At 73.3% G+C, this 15,898-nt stretch carries 12 protein-coding genes; 10 read left to right on the top strand and 2 right to left on the bottom strand.

The genetic code is table 11. The annotated features are described in order from the left end of the window. The first annotated feature begins 294 nt into the window (after positions 1 to 294). Positions 295 to 1,908 (top strand): WS/DGAT domain-containing protein, encoded by a 1,614-nt coding sequence (locus tag FREUN1FDRAFT_RS20685; RefSeq protein WP_006542119.1) that lies wholly within the window; start codon positions 295 to 297, stop codon positions 1,906 to 1,908. 186 nt (positions 1,909 to 2,094) lie between these two features. After that, on the top strand, positions 2,095 to 2,928 hold the full coding sequence (locus tag FREUN1FDRAFT_RS20680) for an alpha/beta fold hydrolase (protein WP_006542118.1): 834 nt from the start codon (positions 2,095 to 2,097) through the stop codon (positions 2,926 to 2,928). Positions 2,929 to 2,996: 68 nt separating this feature from the next. On the opposite strand, the gene FREUN1FDRAFT_RS20675 is transcribed toward FREUN1FDRAFT_RS20680, so the two are convergent. Then, positions 2,997 to 4,163, bottom strand: a complete 1,167-nt coding sequence (locus FREUN1FDRAFT_RS20675; protein ID WP_006542117.1) for an acyl-CoA dehydrogenase family protein — start codon at positions 4,161 to 4,163, stop codon at positions 2,997 to 2,999. A gap of 359 nt (positions 4,164 to 4,522) precedes the next feature. Between FREUN1FDRAFT_RS20675 and FREUN1FDRAFT_RS20670 the strand changes: the two genes are divergently transcribed. The 5 genes from FREUN1FDRAFT_RS20670 to FREUN1FDRAFT_RS20650 all read left to right on the top strand — a co-directional run bounded on the left by FREUN1FDRAFT_RS20670 (position 4,523) and on the right by FREUN1FDRAFT_RS20650 (position 11,066). Then, positions 4,523 to 5,941, top strand: a complete 1,419-nt coding sequence (locus FREUN1FDRAFT_RS20670) for a DUF1800 family protein (protein ID WP_006542116.1) — start codon at positions 4,523 to 4,525, stop codon at positions 5,939 to 5,941. Between the two features lie 133 nt (positions 5,942 to 6,074). Then, on the top strand, positions 6,075 to 7,391 hold the full coding sequence (locus FREUN1FDRAFT_RS20665) for a DUF1501 domain-containing protein (protein ID WP_006542115.1): 1,317 nt from the start codon (positions 6,075 to 6,077) through the stop codon (positions 7,389 to 7,391). A gap of 157 nt (positions 7,392 to 7,548) precedes the next feature. Beyond that, positions 7,549 to 8,259 carry a response regulator transcription factor gene (locus tag FREUN1FDRAFT_RS20660; RefSeq protein WP_157475090.1) on the top strand — a complete coding sequence of 237 codons (711 nt, stop codon included), beginning with the start codon at positions 7,549 to 7,551 and terminating at the stop codon, positions 8,257 to 8,259. Next, positions 8,252 to 9,865: a HAMP domain-containing sensor histidine kinase gene (locus tag FREUN1FDRAFT_RS46565; RefSeq protein WP_006542113.1), complete on the top strand. Its 1,614-nt coding sequence runs from the start codon at positions 8,252 to 8,254 to the stop codon at positions 9,863 to 9,865. The genes FREUN1FDRAFT_RS20660 and FREUN1FDRAFT_RS46565 overlap by 8 nt, the downstream gene beginning before the upstream one ends. After that, positions 9,849 to 11,066 carry a low temperature requirement protein A gene (locus FREUN1FDRAFT_RS20650; RefSeq protein ID WP_006542112.1) on the top strand — a complete coding sequence of 406 codons (1,218 nt, stop codon included), beginning with the start codon at positions 9,849 to 9,851 and terminating at the stop codon, positions 11,064 to 11,066. The genes FREUN1FDRAFT_RS46565 and FREUN1FDRAFT_RS20650 overlap by 17 nt, the downstream gene beginning before the upstream one ends. Positions 11,067 to 11,309: 243 nt before the next feature. Here FREUN1FDRAFT_RS20650 and FREUN1FDRAFT_RS46560 read toward each other — a convergent pair whose 3' ends face one another. Beyond that, positions 11,310 to 12,095: an enoyl-CoA hydratase-related protein gene (locus tag FREUN1FDRAFT_RS46560; protein WP_006542110.1), complete on the bottom strand. Its 786-nt coding sequence runs from the start codon at positions 12,093 to 12,095 to the stop codon at positions 11,310 to 11,312. Between the two features lie 194 nt (positions 12,096 to 12,289). Between FREUN1FDRAFT_RS46560 and FREUN1FDRAFT_RS20640 the strand changes: the two genes are divergently transcribed. From FREUN1FDRAFT_RS20640 to FREUN1FDRAFT_RS20630, 3 genes are all read left to right on the top strand, one after another. Continuing rightward, the gene (locus FREUN1FDRAFT_RS20640) at positions 12,290 to 13,225 is read left to right on the top strand and encodes a hypothetical protein (protein ID WP_232295308.1); all 936 of its coding nucleotides are present in this window, start codon (positions 12,290 to 12,292) and stop codon (positions 13,223 to 13,225) included. 210 nt (positions 13,226 to 13,435) lie between these two features. Further along, positions 13,436 to 14,578, top strand: coding sequence for an acyl-CoA dehydrogenase family protein (locus FREUN1FDRAFT_RS20635; protein WP_006542107.1), 1,143 nt, complete (start codon positions 13,436 to 13,438; stop codon positions 14,576 to 14,578). Next, positions 14,575 to 15,873: an acyl-CoA dehydrogenase family protein gene (locus FREUN1FDRAFT_RS20630; protein ID WP_006542105.1), complete on the top strand. Its 1,299-nt coding sequence runs from the start codon at positions 14,575 to 14,577 to the stop codon at positions 15,871 to 15,873. The genes FREUN1FDRAFT_RS20635 and FREUN1FDRAFT_RS20630 overlap by 4 nt, the downstream gene beginning before the upstream one ends. Positions 15,874 to 15,898: the final 25 nt, after the last annotated feature.

Here is a 15,898-nt window from a genome sequence, read left to right as displayed (position 1 = left end):
GGCGCCGAGCCACCTTGGTGCCCGCGCGCCGGTTGTACCGTTGTCATGGGGGAACGCGGCGTATCCGCAGCTCATCCTTCTCCATCGCTACTTGCGATCACCCTCTTGCCGTGCGTGTCACAACGCTGGCGTGGAGACGTCCGACACAGCCACGCTTACCGCGTTAGTGACCAGTTGTAATTGGTTCATGGGTATAGGTACGTTTTGCGCGCAGTTGCGCCCATTTGTCAGGGCTGACGACCGGACGGTTCAGACCTGTACCCACTGCCCGCGGACGGGCTGGGGGAGCGTCTGATGGCTCTGCTCGGCGCGCTCAGGAAGACCGACTACACGCCGGCGCACGTGCGCCCGCTGACCCCCGGCGACCGGGCGTATCTCGCGTTCGTCGACCGCAATCCGGGGGAGTACCAGAACATCGGTGCCCTGCTGTTCTTCGACGGTCCCCAGGTGGGCATCGACGAGCTGCGGGCGCACATCGCCGAACGGCTGCGCGACCCGCGGGCGCGAATGCTGACCGACCGGCTGGAGACCGTGACGATCTGGTCGCCCGAGCGGGGATCCTCGGCGAAGGAGACCCGCTGGGTCTCCGACCCCGGGGTGGACCTCGACCACCACATCGTCGTCGTCGACCTGCCTCCCGCCGACGCGGGTGCCGGTGCCGACGCGGGTGCCGGTGCCGGCGCAGGGGAAGGCGCCGACGCCGCCGCACACATCGGCGGGGACCCGGGCTTCGGTGACGCCCGGCTGCAGGCGGCCGTCGACGACATCGTCAGCCGGCCCGTCGACATGACCCGGCCGCCGTGGATGCTCTACCTGCTGCGCGACCCGGACCCGGCGGCGACCCGGACGGCGATGGTCTACCGCTCCAGCCACATCCAGCAGGACGGGATGGCGCTCTACCGCGTCATGTACCTGCTCTTCGGGGAGAGCGACCGGATCGACCTGGGCCTGCCGGAGACGATCCGCCGCCCCCGCCCGGTCGAGTACGCGAAGTTCGTCAGCCGTGGCATCGGCTGCCTGCTGCCGACCCGCCGCCTCGCCGGCTGGGGCGGCCCGCCGTCCGGCCCCGCGCGGCACAGCTGGGTCACCACCGAGCTGAGCACCCTGCGGTCGATCGCCCGCCAGCACGGGGTGACCGTGAACGACGTGTACCTCGCCGCGCTCGCCGGCGCGCTGCGCGCCTGGTCACCGGCCGACTGGGAGAGCGGGTCACGTCCCGTCCACGCACTCATGCCGGTGAGCATCCGCACGCTGGCCGAGCAGGACGTCCTGTCGAACTACAACACCGGGGTGCGGGTCCCGCTGTACTGCGGCGAGCCCGACCCGGCCCGCCGTCTCGCCCGGATCGCCGAGGCGACAGCGCGGATGAAGAAGGGCGGCCTCGGCCTGGTGGAGCGGGCCCACTTCCCGGCCATGGCGCGGTTCGCCAGCAAGCGCATGCTCGCGAGTGTCGGCAGCTACCCGACCCAGATCAGCAAGATGGCGCTGGTCGCGACCAACGCGCGGACCATCCGCGGCCCGCTGTCCGTCGCCGGCCGGCGGATGACCGGCCTGATCGGCATGGGCCCGCTGCTGGTAGGGCGCCAGCACCTGGCCGTGGCGATGTTCGGTGTCGACGACCGGGTCGGCGTCATGGTCGTCGCCAGCGACAGCGTGCCGAACCACGACCGGTTCGCGCAGCTGTGGCTCGACGAGCTCGCCGCGCTGCGTGACAGCTCCCCGTGCGACGGTGCTCCGCGGGCCCGGGTCACCGTGCCGGCCCAGCGCCTGCCCACCGCCGCGGCCGCGGTGACGGCGATGATGACCGGCACCGTCAGCGGTGCCGTCTCGGGAGCGGTGACGGGCGTGGTCGCCCGCGATCCCGGCGGCCTGCTCCGGCCGTGGCGCCGCCGCCCCGCCGCGGCCTGACAGCCGCCTGAGCCGGCCGGTGGCTGTCCGCGCAGCCGCCGGTCGGGCAGGGTCGGGTCGGGTCGGGCCGGGTCGGCGGCTGCGCGGTGTCGATCGGTGCCTGATCGGTGCGCGTTCTCCCGTGGGCGGGCCTAGCGTGAGAGGGGGACGTAACCCTCACCCACCCACGCGGAGAAGGGGACGATCGTGGCGGCCGTGACGACGCAGGACGGAACCGAGATCTACTACAAGGACTGGGGCACGGGGCGTCCCGTGGTGCTGAGCCACGGCTGGCCGCTGAACGCGGACAGCTGGGAATCCCAGGCGGTCGCGCTCGCGGCCCACGGCTACCGCGTCGTCGCGCATGACCGCCGCGGGCACGGTCGTTCGTCGCAGCCGTGGGACGGCAACGACATGGACACCTTCGCCGACGACCTCGCGACCCTGATCGACCACCTCGATCTGCACGACGTGACGCTGGTGGGGTTCTCGATGGGCGGGGGAGAGGTCGCCCGTTACGTCGGCCGGCACGGCACGTTCCGGGTGGCGCAGGTCGCGCTGGTCTCCGCGGTGCCGCCGTTCATGCTGCGCACGGACGACAACCCCGAGGGCCTGCCGATCGAGGTCTTCGACGGAATCCGCACCAGCCTGGTCAACGACCGCGCCCAGGCCTACCGCGAGTTCGCCGACGGCCCGTTCTTCGGCGCGAACCGGCCCGGCAGCAACGTCTCGCAGGGGGCCCGCGACTCCTTCTGGGCCCAGGGCATGCAGTCCAGCCTGCGCAGCTCCTACGAGTGCGTGGCAGCCTTCTCGGCGACCGACTTCCGGCCGGACCTCGCCGCGTTCGACGTGCCGACCCTGGTCATCCACGGCGACGACGACCAGGTGGTGCCCTTCGAGGTCGGCGGGAAGCGCTCGGCGGAACTGATCAAGGACGCGACGCTCAAGGTGTACGAGGGCGGTCCGCACGGCCTGGCCGTCACCTTCCGGGAACGCCTGAGCACCGACCTGCTGGAGTTCGTCTCCTCCACCCGGGCCTGAGCCCGGCGCGCTCCCGGGGCCGGCGGGAGGGGACCCACCGGCCTTCCGGGACCTGGGCAGCTGGGGGCTCAGTACGACTTGGGCAGGCCGAGCACGTGCTGGGAGACGTAGTTGAGCACCATCTCCTGGCTGACCGGCGCGATCCGCATGACGCGGGACTCCCGGAAGTAGCGCTCCACGTGGTACTCCCGGGCGTAGCCCATCCCACCGTGGGTCTGGACGGCCTGGTCGGCGGCCTGGAACCCGGCCTCGGCGCACAGCCACTTCGCCATGTTCGCCTGCGGCCCGCAGGGCAGGCCCTGGTCGTAGCGCCACGCGGCCTGGCGCGCCATCAGCTCGGCGGCGTCCAGCCGGATCTGGGCCTCGGCGAGCGGGAAGGCGACGCCCTGGTTCTGGCCGATCGGGCGCTCGAACACGACCCGCTCCTTGGCGTACCGGGTCGCCTTCTCGATGGCCGCGCGCCCGATCCCCAGCGCCTCGTGGGCGAGCAGGATGCGCTCCGGGTTGAGCCCGTCCAGCAGGTACTTGAAGCCCTTGCCCTCCTCGCCGATACGCGCGCTCTCCGGAACGAAGAGATTGTCGATGAACACCTCGTAGGAGGAGACGGCGTTGCGGCCCATCTTCGGGATGGCCCGCAGGTCGATCTTCTCCCGGTCGATGTCGATGAGGAACAGCGTCATGCCGTCGGTGGGACGGGTGACCTCCTCACGCTTCGTCGACCGTGTGATGAGGATCATCTTCTGCGAGTCGCCGGCCTTGGTGATCCAGACCTTCCGGCCATTGATCACGTAGCCGCCGTCGACACGCTGGGCGAACGTGGAGATCCGGGTGGTGTCGGTACCGGCGTTCGGCTCCGTGACGCCGAAGCAGACGTGCAGGGAGCCGTCCGCCGCCCGGGGCAGGATCTCCTTCTGCAGGTCGGCGCTGCCGTGCTTGACGATGGTGTTCAGGCCGAAGATCGTCAGGTGCATCGTGCTGCACCCGTTCATGCCGGCACCGGAGGCCGCGATCTCCTCCAGCAGCAGCGCCGCCTCGGTGATGCCCAGCCCGCCGCCGCCGAACTCCGTCGGGATGGCGATGCCGAGCCAGCCGCCCTCGGCGAACGCGTTGTAGAACTCCCACGGGAACTCGCACTTCTGGTCCTTGTCCGCCCAGTAGTCGTCCCCGAAGCTGCGGGCGAGCTCGCGCGCCCCGGCCCTGAGCTGCTCCTGATCCGAAGTGAGTTCGAAGTGCATCGGTCGACCTTCCACTGGACGAGGCTGAGCGGGACGGCGGCGGGACCCGGCGGGATCCGCCATGACAGACAATCCCGTGCCGGGCGCCGCTGCGCATCTGATTCGCCAAAGACGAACATCGCGTTCCGTATGCTAATTGGTAGCGGTGTGTGGTCGAATGACTCTCGCTTCGACATCTGTACGGGGGGCGGTCGGAGTCGGCCACCGGAACGGACCGGAAGTTTTCCGAACGGCAGCCGATCCGGGTGGCGAAACGGTCACGCGGACGACTCGCGCCCGGCATGGGCTGATTCGGATCCTTACCGAACCCGAACAGGACCCTCGCCGGTTCCTGATGTTGCGCCGCCATCCTCGGTGCCATGGCTCTCGCCACCGCATCCGGCCCAGCCGCCACAACGCCGGGCCGGGTCAGCCCACCCACCCCGGCCGAGGAGCGGGCCCCGGCCGAGGGGCGGGCGGCCCTCGCGCTGCTGTTCCGCCGGGCCGGCTTCGGCGCCCGCCCCGACGAGCTCGACGCCGCCGAGAAGGCCGGCTTCGAGGCGACCGTCGACAGCCTGCTGCGAGCACGCGACCGCCCGGATCCCGCCGCGGTGGCACCACCCGACCTCGACCGGGAGGCCGATCACCGACCCCCGGACCTCGCTGACAAGGCGGCCCGCGCCGCCTACGCGAAGGGCCTGCGGGAGCGTACCGAGGCGCTGATCGGCTGGTGGCTGCGCCGCATGGTGGCGACCGCCGACCCGGTCACCGAGAAGCTGACTCTCTTCTGGCACGGCCACTTCGCCACCTCCATCCAGAAGGTGCGGTCACCGGCCCTGATGCTGGCGCAGAACGAGATCCTCCGCCGCGTCGGCCGCGGCCGGTTCGACGAGCTGACGCTCGCGGTCGCCCAGGACCCGGCGATGCTGCTCTGGCTGGACGCCGGCCGCAACGTCAGGGCCAACGCCAACGAGAACTTCGCCCGCGAGCTGATGGAACTGTTCACCCTCGGTATCGGCGCGTACGGCGAGACCGACGTCCGCGAGGCCGCGCGGGCGTTCACCGGCTGGCGGGCCGACCGGTCCGGGCGGTTCACCGTGCTGGCCCGCCAGCACGACTCCGGCACCAAGACCGTGCTGGGGCATACCGGGAACCTCGGCGGCGAGGACGTCATCGACCTCGTGACGCACGCGTCGGCGTCCCCGCGCTGGGTGTGCTCCCGGCTGTGGAGCCGGTACGCGGCACCGGTGGCACCGGGCGATCCGGCGATCGCCGGGCTGCTGGCCGCCTACGGTCCCGGTCTCGACACCGGCGCGGCGCTGCGCGCGATGCTGCTCGCGCCGGGCCTGCGCGCCACCGCCGGGCAGCTGGTCGTCCCGCCGGTGGAGTACGTCGTCGGTGTGCTCCGCGCGCTGCGGCTCGCGGTACCGGAGCCGGGTGCGGCGGCGGGGGCGGGGGCGGCGGGTGCGGCGGCGCCGAGCCGCCTGATCGCGGTGCTGCGCGGCCTCGGGCAGGTCCCGTTCGTCCCGCCGAGCGTGGGTGGCTGGCCGGCCGGCGGCGCCTGGCTGACGACCGCGGCGAGCCTGACCCGGACCCGGTTCGCCACCGCGGTCACCGGCCTGGCCGACCTGTCGGCGGTGGCGGACGTCCCGCCCGGTGAACGGGTCGACGCCGCGGCCCGGCTGCTCTCGGTGCCGGCGTGGAGCACCCGCACCCGCGACGCGCTGTCGGCGGCCCGGGACGACCCGCGGCAGCTGGTCACCCTCGCCCTGCTCGCCCCCGAGTACGTCGTCACCTGACCGACTCCGACTCCCGACTCCGACTCCCGACTCCGACTCCCGACTCCGGCCCGGAACCGCGGCCCCGGCCTCGAACCGCGACCCCGAACCGCGGCCCGGAGCCGCGACCCCGACCTGACCCGGAAGGACCGCCATGCCGCTGAGCCGCCGCCGTTTCCTCCTCGCCTCCGGCGTGACCGGGGCCGCGGCCGTCGCCGCCGGGGCCGGGGCCGTCAGCTGGGATGTCCTGCACGACGCGGCGACCCGGCGACCACTCGCGGACGGCACCGGCATCCTCGTGATCGTCACCCTCTACGGCGGCAACGACGGGCTCGACACCCTCGTGCCCATCGAGGACCCGGCGTACCGCACCGCCCGCGGCGACCTCGCCGCGGCAGCCCAGGACGTCCACCCGCTCGCCGACGGCCTCGCGCTCGCCCCGGCGCTGTCCGGCCTCGCCGGGTTGTGGAACGCGGGCCGGCTCGCGGTCGTGTCCGGAGTCGGGTACCCCGAGCCGGACCACAGCCACTTCCGGTCGATGGCCATCTGGCAGTCGGCGTCGCCACGCGCGGCGTCCACCTCCGGCTGGATCGGGCGGTGGCTGGACGCCACGGCGACGCGGACCGGGTCGTCCGGCGGTGATCCGCTGCTCGCGCTGGCGATCGGGCCGACGCTCCCGCCACTGCTCGTCGGCGAGCACGCGGTCGGCGCGGCCGTCCCCACCGGCCAGTTCGCCGCGCCGGGCGGCCGGGCGGGGGAGCTGCTGCGGACGCTGTACCGCCCCGACCCGGCCGACAGCCCGCTGCGGGCCCGCGTGGCGCGGTCCGGGGCCGACATGTTCACGGTCGCCGGCGCTCTCGGGCCGGTGCTGGCCGACACCCCCGAGCGTGCCGCGGGGACCTCCGGCCAGCTCGAGGGCGCGGCGCCCGGCGGCGGTGACTCCGGCGCTGCCGGCGGTGCCGGGGATGACGGCGGTGACGGCGGTGATGGCGGTGAGCTGGGCGTGCAGCTCGACGTGGTGGCCCGGGCGATCGCCGCGGGGGTGCCGACCCGGGTCTACTCGGTGAGCCTCGGCGGCTTCGACACTCACGCCGCCGAGAGCGGCACCCACGCCCGCCTGCTCGGCGAGCTCGACGCCGCGCTGACCCGCTTCGACCGGGCTCTGGCCGCCGGCCCGCGGGCCGGCGCCGTGACGACGATGGTCTACTCGGAGTTCGGGCGGCGGGTCGTACCCAATGCCAGCGGAGGAACCGATCATGGAACGGCGGGCCCCGTGCTGATCCTGGGCCACCCGGTGCGCGGCGGCTGCTTCGGCGAGCAGCCCAGCCTCACCGCGCTCGACGACGGCGACCTGCGGGTGACCACCGACTTCCGCTCGGTGTACGCGACCCTGCTGGAAGGCGTGCTCGGGACCGAGGCGGACGTCGTCCTCGGCTCGGACGCACGCCTTCCCCGCCTGGCGTTCGTCTGACCGGCCGGTCGTGCCAGCCCATCCGGTGTCGGTCCTGCCGACACCGGCAAGCACACTCGAACCGGTGGATACCCGTGTGCCCGCGGACAGGGACGATCTCCGCGCCGACCTGATCCTCGTGATCGAGGACGAGGCGCACATCGCCGCGCTCATCCGCATGTACCTCACCCGGGAGGGTTTCGAGGTCCAGATCCGCACCGACGGCCCGACCGGCCTCACCGCCGCGCGCACCCTCGGGCCCGCCGCGATGATCCTGGACGTCCGCCTGCCCGGCCTGGACGGCCGCGAACTGCTGCGCACCCTGCGCGCCGAGGGCGACTGGGTTCCGGTGCTGATGGTGACCGCCCGGGACGAGGAGGTGGATCTCGTCGTCGGGCTTGAGCTCGGCGCCGACGACTACCTCACCAAGCCGTTCTCCCCGCGGGAGCTCGTCGCGCGGCTGCGGGCCGTCCTGCGGCGGACGTCCGGCCCGGCCGCGTCGGCGAGGGCCGCGTCGGCGCGGGACGCACCGGCGCGGGGCACCGTCACGAGCCCGAGCCCGAGCCCGGACCCGACCTCGATCTCCGGCTCCGAACCGGGCCGCCTGCTGCGCGCCGGCGAGGTCCGGCTGGATGTGGACCGCCGCCGGGTGATGGCCGGCGAGCGGGAGGTGACCCTGACCGCCACCGAGTTCGACCTGCTGGCGGTGCTGATGCGCCGGCCCGGCCTGGTGCACACCCGGGACCGCCTGCTGGCGGAGGTCTGGGGCTATCAGGCGGCGGCCGGCAGCCGGACCGTCGACGTCCATGTGGCGCAGCTGCGCGCGAAACTCGGCCCGGCGAGCCCCCTGCGCACAGTCCGCGGCGTCGGCTACACCGCCGATGCGTGACGGCCGACGGCCCGCGGGCCTCGCCGCGCGCATCGCGTTGGCGACCACCGCCGTCGCGGTGCTGGCGGTGGCGCTCACCGGAACGATCTTCGCCGGTCTGGTCGGGGGCGCCGCGGACGACGAGGCCCGCCGCGCGCTCGGCCGGCAGGCGGACGTCGTCGCGACACTGTTCGCCCGGCCGAACGCCACGGCGGACCTGAGGGCCGGGGTGGCCCGGACGATCGCGGCTCAGCGGGTGACCTTCGTGCGGGTCACGGCTGACGGCCGCCCGATCACCCGCCAGGGTCCCGGGGCCGGCCACGGCCTCGAACTGCCCGCGGACGTCCTCACCAGGATCGGCGCCGGGCAGGACGTCGGCGCGGCGCGCACGGTCGGTGGTCGGCGGGTGATCGTGGCGGCCAGGCCGCTCGACGGCGGCGGGGCCATCGCGCTGGTGCAGCCCGCGACAGAGAACGGTGAGCTGGCCGGCGCGATGCTGCGGCGGTTCGGGGTCGCGCTGGCCGGCGGGCTCGCCGCGGCGACGGCCGTCGGGCTGCTGCTCGCCAGCCGGCTCGCCCGGCCGCTGCGGCGCCTCGCCGAGGTGGCGGACCAGCTCGCCGCGGGGCGCCGAGGCCGCGACCCGCGGGCCGCCGTGCGCCCGGAGCACAAGGCCTCGGAGCACGTGGCCTCGGAACACAAGGCCTCGGAGCACGTGGCCCCGGAGCGGGCGGGAGGTCCGGGGTGGCTGGGCCGTCCCGGGTGGTTGGGAGGGCCGGGGCGGGTGGGCCGTCCGGGGCGGGCGGTCGCGGAGACGGTGACCGTCCGCTCAGGGCCGGCGGAGGTCGCGGACGTCGGCGCGGCGCTCGACGGTCTCGCCGCCGCGCTCGCCGAGAGCGAGGACCGCCAGCGCAGGTTCCTGCTGTCCGTCTCGCACGAGCTGCGCACACCGCTGACCGCGGTGCGGGGCTTCGCCGAGGCCCTCGCGGACGGCGTGACCGAACCGGACGACGTCACCAGCACCGGGCGCATCATTCTCGGCGAGGCCCAGCGCCTGGACCGGCTGGTCAGCGACCTGCTCGACCTGGCCCGCCTCGGCGCCGACGACTTCCGTGTCGATCTCGCCGAGGTCGACCTGCGGGCACTGATGTCCGAGGCGGCGGCGGTCTGGCGCCCCCGCTGCGAGGCTGCCGGTGTCCGTCTCGGGGTCGAGCTGCCCGGCGCGCCGGTGCCCGCCCGCACCGATCCGATGCGGTTCCGCCAGATCGTGGACGGCCTGGCCGAGAACGCCCTGCGGGTGGTGCCGGCCGGCCAGCCGGTGGTGATCGCGCTGCGCGCGGACCCGGTCGCCGCCGTGATCGAGGTCCGTGACGGTGGTCCCGGCCTCACCGACGACGACCTCGCTGTCGCCTTCGAGCGTTCGGCGCTGTTCGAGCGTTACCGCGGCCGGCGGCCGGTCTTGACCGGGGTGGGTCTCGCGCTGGTCGCCGGCCTGACCCGCCGGCTCGGTGGCACCCCCTTCGCCGGCCACGCCCCGGAGGGCGGGGCGGCGTTCGGCGTCTCGCTGCCGGTAGGCGACGATGCCACAGCAACCGACCACGAAGGGGGCGTGTATGCCGGAGACCGTTGAACCGGCGAGCCCGTCCGCCGGGCGCCGGTGGCGGCTGCCGATGGGTGCGCGTTCCGCCGAGGAGCCGCACCGGGCCTCCACCCCGCTGGAGCTGCTGTTCGACCTGACCTTCGTGGTGGCCATCGCCGCCGCCGCGGCGGAGCTCGGGCATGCCGTGGCCGACGACCACCTGGGCCACGGTGTCGTCGGTTTCGTGATGGTCTTCTTCGCCATCTGGTGGGCCTGGATGAACTTCACCTGGTTCGCCTCCGCGTATGACAGCGACGACGTCCCGTACCGGCTGCTGACCCTGCTGCAGATGGCCGGGGTGCTGGTGCTCGCGGCGGGCGTGCCGGCCGCCTTCGACGACACCGACTACACCGCTGTCACCGTCGGCTACGTGATCATGAGGGTTGCGATGGTCACGCAGTGGGTGCGTGCCGGTCGTGGCGATCGGGCCAGCCGGGCGACCGCGTACCGCTACGCGCTGGGCACCGCCGTGATCCAGGCCGGCTGGCTCGCCCGGCTCGCGCTGCCGGACACCGCCGGGCTGATCGCGTTCTTCGTACTCGTGCCGCTGGAGCTGGCCGTCCCGCCGTGGGCCGAGCGCGCGGCCCGGACGTCCTGGCATCCCCATCACATCGCCGAGCGCTACGGGCTGTTCGTCATCATCGTGCTCGGGGAGAGCGTGCTGGCCGCGTCCCGGGCGCTCGCGCCGGCCGTCGAGGCGGGCGCGACCGCCGACACCGTCCTGCTCGGTGCCGGCGGGCTGCTGCTGCTCTTCGGATGCTGGTGGCTGTACTTCGCGGCTCCCGCCGGGCACGGGCTCGCCCGCCACCCGGAGCGGGCGTTCGGATGGGGTTACGGCCACTACGGTGTCTTCGCCGCGCTGGCCGCGCTGGGTGCCGGTCTGGAGGTGGCGGCGGAGACGCTCGTCCATCACATCAAGGTGTCCGACGGTGTCGTCGGGTTCGCGATCGCACTGCCGATCATCGTGTTCCTGCTGCTGGTGTGGGTGTTGCACGCCCCGTTGCACGCGTTCCCGATCACCGGCCTCGGTGTTGTCGTCATCGCCTGCGGCGCACTGGCCGCCATCGCGGCCGCGGCCGCGGCGGGCCTGCCACTGCCCTGGTTCGCGGTCCTGGCGGCGCTGCCGGTGTGGGCGCTCGTCGCGCTGGTGGTGGTCCTGGACGACCGGCAGGCCCGCGCCGCCGGAGGCTAGCCCCGCAAACGGGACGCAAGGTTGCTTGGCGATCCGCAAGCGGTGAGGATTTCGGATGCTGCCGCAGCCAGAATCCTCACTTCTTGCTCGAGAGCAGTGGCGACGGCGGAAACCCGAAGCTCGGGGTTCTACGACGGGCTCCCGAACGACCACAATCCTGCACTCGGCGGACTCGCCCTCTTGCCCCCTGGCCATCACGCTCAGGCGCCCAGCCGCGTTCGTTGAGTGGTTACGGCCGTGCGGTCACCGGTTCCCGCCCAGGTCGCGGGCCAGCGCGAGGGCTGTGCGATGCAGCGCGGCGAGCGGCACGACCGTGGTGACGAGGCCGAGGTCCTGAGCCTGCGCGGCGGTCAGGATGGCGCAGGCCGAAGCCGAGCTGCCTGCTGGAGCCGAGCCGCCTGCCGTGACCGAGCTGCCTGCTGTGACCGAGCTGCCTGCTGTGACCGAGCTGCCTGCCGTGACCGAGCTGCCTCCCGGAGGCGGGCTGCCTGCCGCGGCCGGGCCGCCGCCCGTGCCGGTCACGGGGCGGGCGAACTCGGCGTCGTCAGCGGCGACGACCAGGTCGCAGGGCGAGCAGAGCAACACCCCGCCTGCCATGCACCGGCCCTGGACCGCCGCGACCGCGGGCTTGGGGATGTCGCGCCAGACCTGGGCGTAGTGGAGCTGCTGGCGGACCTCCCAGTCGTGGTCACCATTGCACGCACCAGCCGCGGCGACCACCGCGCTGTCGCGGGCTCCGGCACCGGCGCGGGCTCCGGCACCGGCGCGGGCTCCGGCACCGGCTCCGGCTCCCGCGCGGTCGCCGGAGCCGTCCGGCCCGGCGAAGAAGTTCGGGCCGGTTGATCTCAGCAGGATGACCCGAGCCCGACTGTCCGCCGCGGCGGTCTGCCAGGCGTCGTCCAGCTCGCGCAGGAGCTGCGCGTGGTGGGCGCCGCGGGCGCCGTGGTCCTCGACGGCGCGGGGCCGGCGGAACGTGATGACACCGATGTGATCGTCGACGACGTCGTAGCCAACATGCTCGGGACGCATCGGTCTCCTTCGCCGGAAGCAGGCGGACGGATGCAAACCGTGATCGACGGCCCCCGAAATTCGGTGCCGATGCCGCATTGACCCACACCGGCACACCGAGGGTCAACAGATCCCAACACCGGCGACCGGTGGCGTCCCGAGCTCGTGCGGGCGCCGGGTGCCAGGGTGAAAACGGGCGACTGGAAGGGGCTGGTGTGGAGATCACCGGAATGATGCTCGCGCTGCTGGAGATCCCGGCGGAGTTCACCGCGGAGTACAACCGCTGGTACGACCTCGATCACATGCCCGAGCACCTCGCCAAACCGGACGTGCTGGCCGGCCGCCGCTACGTGGCGGCTCGCGACCTGCGCGCCGCGCCGGGGATCGTCCGCTCGGACCTGCTCGGCGGGCATCCGCCGTACCTGACCACCTACTGGTTCGGCGGGCCGCTCGACATGTGCGGGGAGCAGGCCCGCGAGGGCTGGCTCGCGCTGGACCGGACGATCCTGCGTTCCGGGCGGTTCTGGCGGCCCGGGCGGGCGCGGCACAACTCGCGGTGGCGGGTCACCTCGGCGTGGACCCGCCCCGGCTGCCTGGTCCGTCCGGTGGCCGTGCCGTACCTGGCCCACCGCGGAGTGATCGTGGCGCTGGGGCGGGCACCGTCGGCCGACCGGCTGGGCGAGGCGGTGGACTGGTGGGAGCGGGTGCACCTGCCCGACCTGGCGGCGGTGCCCGGCGTGCTCGCCGCGGTCCGGCTGGGCTGGGCCGACGACACGGCCGCTCCGGGGGCCGACGACGCGGCCGCTCCGGGGGCTGCTCCAGGGGCCGATCCGGGCCGGGGGTCGTCGGCCCAGGAGCAGGGGCACTCCGACCTGGTGTTGCACCTGCTGCTGTGCGAGGACGATCCCGCGGCCGTGATGGAGCGGATCGACCGGGCCAGGGTGTACTGGCGGGCCGTCGGCCGGTACCCGGCCCACCGCGGGGCGTACGAGGAGCTCGCCTTTCTGCCGTACCGGTCGATCGTCCCACTGGAGTACGACTTCGAGATCGGCGCGGACGACGAGGCCGCCACCGGGACCGCCGGCGAGGCTGCCGCCGGGACCGCCGCCGGAAGCGCTGGCGAGGCTGCCGCCGGAACCGCTGACGGGTGAGCTGACCGGTGTCCCAGTTGCGGGCCTGGTCGGCTGCCGGCGGCACCCGGCGCAGGCCAGTATCGCTGCTGCTGGGGGGTCCGCTCGGGCTCCGGACGTCCGATGTCGCGGCAAGGGTTGAACGCTGGTCAAATTCGCCTATAAGTTTTTGTCACCTCCTGCGGACCTGGATGTCGCGTGAGGGGTCGAGCAACGTGGAGGTATCAGACTGTGCTGCTGGAGTTGGACGCTGATCAGGAAGTCCTGCGGGAGGCGACGGCCCGATATCTGACCGACCGCGTCCCGGTCGACCGGATCAGGGCGCTTCGTGACGACCCCGCCGGCTTCGACGCGGGCTACTGGCAGGCCGGGGCGGAGCTCGGCTGGACGTCCCTGCTGGTCTCGGAGGAACACGGCGGTGGGTCGATCAGCGGGTCGCCCCTGGTCGACCTGACGATCGCCGCCTACGAGTTCGGCGTGCGGTCGGCCCCGGGCCCGCTGGCGTCGGCGAACGTCGTCGCCGCGGCGCTGAGCGCGGCCGGCGGTGAGGCGCACCTGGCGGTCCTGGAGGCGCTGCTCGCCGGGGAGACCATCGCGTCGTGGGCGCACACGGAGCCCGCGCCGAACGACCGGCTGGGCACGGTGACGCTGACCTGCCGGGTCGACGGCGACGAGATCGTCCTCGACGGGGTGAAGCGGCCGGTCGAGTCGGCCGGCCAGGCCGGGTACCTGCTGGTCACCGGGCGCGCCGAGGAGGGCCTCACCCAGGTGCTGGTCCCGACCGACGCACCCGGGATCACGATCACCCCGCTGAAGACGGTCGACCTGACCCGGCGCTTCTCGACGGTGCGGTTCGACGGTGTGCGGGTGCCGCGCAGCGCCGTCGTCGGTGAGCTGGGCGGTGCCGCGGAGCAGGTGGAACGCCAGCTCCAGATCGCGCTGGTGATCCTGACCGCGGAGAGCGTCGGCGCGATGCAGACCGCGTTCGACCTGACCGTCCAGTGGGCTTTCGAGCGCTACTCGTTCGGTCGGCCGCTGGCCTCCTACCAGGAGCTCAAGCACCGCTTCGCGGACATGAAGTCGTGGCTGGAGGCGGCGCACGCCATCAGCGACAAGGCGGCCGCCGCGGTGGACGCCCAGTCGCCCGACGCGGCCGAGCTGGTCAGCATCGCCAAGGCGTTCATCGGCGACTACGGGTCCGAGCTGCTGCAGGACTGTGTCCAGATGCACGGTGGTATCGGTGTGACCTTCGAGCACGACCTGCACCTCTACCTGCGCCGGGTCGTGCTTGACCGGGCGCTGTTCGGAACACCGGCCGAGCACCGGCAGCGCATCGCCGGTGTGGTCGAGCACCTCAAGGAGCGGTCAGCATGAGCACGGGCGCGACAGGCGGCAGCGCCGCGACGGCGAGCGACATCGAGGACGTCGAGAGCTTCCGGCTCCGGGCGCGGAACTGGATCCGCTCGAACCTGGCGCCGCTCTCGGCGGACGCCCTGGTCGGCGTGATGCGGGCCAGCCACAGCGACGAGGAGGAGCTCGCCTCCATCGCTCGCCAGCGCGAGATCCAGCGGATGTTCTTCGACGCGGGCTTCGCCGGCATCTGCTTCCCCAAGGAGTACGGCGGGCAGGGCCTCACCCCCGAGCACCAGGCCGCCTTCAGCGAGGAGATCTCCGGGTACGAGTACCCGTCGGAGATCCAGGCGCCGACCTTCTCGCCGTGCGCCGCGGTGCTCCTGGACTTCGGCACCGAGGAGCAGAAGCGCCAGCACATCCCGGCGATCCTCAAGGGCGAGGAACTGTGGATGCAGTTCCTGTCCGAGCCGAGCGCGGGCTCGGATGTCGCCGCGGCGCTGACCACGGCGGTCCGGGACGGTGATGACTGGATCCTCAACGGCTCCAAGATCTGGACGACCGGCGCCTGGTGGTCCGACTGGGGCCTGGTGCTGGCCCGCACGAACTGGGACGTGCCGAAGCACCGTGGTCTGACGGTCTTCATCCTGCCGATCCACCAGGACGGCATCGAGGTGAACCGCATCGAGATGCTCAACGGCAACAAGGAGTTCTGCCAGGAGTTCATCACCGACGTGCGGGTGCCGGACTCCGACCGGGTCGGCAACGTCGACGACGGCTGGACCGTCGGCACCCGGTGGATGTTCCACGAGCGCATGCTGCACAACTCGCCCCTGGTCACCATTCCCAAGGGCGGGGCGCGCGGCAGCATCCGCGCCGCCCACCTCGTCGAGATCGCCCGCGACGCGGGTCGCCTCGACGACCCGCTGGCCCGGGACCTCATCGGTGAGGGCCGCACGCTCGACGTCGTCACCCACGCCCTGCAGGAGCGGATCGCCGTCGGCCTGCGCTCCGGCCGGATTCCGGACCAGTCGGCGGCCGTCGGGCGGCTGTTCACCGGTGTGGTCGCCGCGCGGACGACGACGCTGGCCTTCGAGATCGCCGGCGGCACGGGCGCGGCCTGGGAGGACGCCGACGGCGCGACCGCCGAGTGCGGCAACGACTACCTGCTGCGGCAGGTGAGCTGCATCGGTGGCGGCACCACCGAGATGGCCCGCAACGTCGTCTCCGAGCGGGTGCTCGGCATGCCCCGGGAGCAGGCGCTCGACCGCGGGGTGGCGTTCCGCGACGTGCCGCGGGGCGGCTCGAGCCGCCGCTGAGCACACTCCCGGCCCCTGGCCGGGA

It is taken from the genome of Parafrankia sp. EUN1f (genome assembly GCF_000177675.1).
In the GTDB taxonomy this organism is placed as follows: domain Bacteria; phylum Actinomycetota; class Actinomycetes; order Frankiales; family Frankiaceae; genus Parafrankia.
The sequence above is the reverse complement of the archived record's forward strand: the minus strand, read 5'-3'. Positions and strand labels throughout refer to the sequence as shown.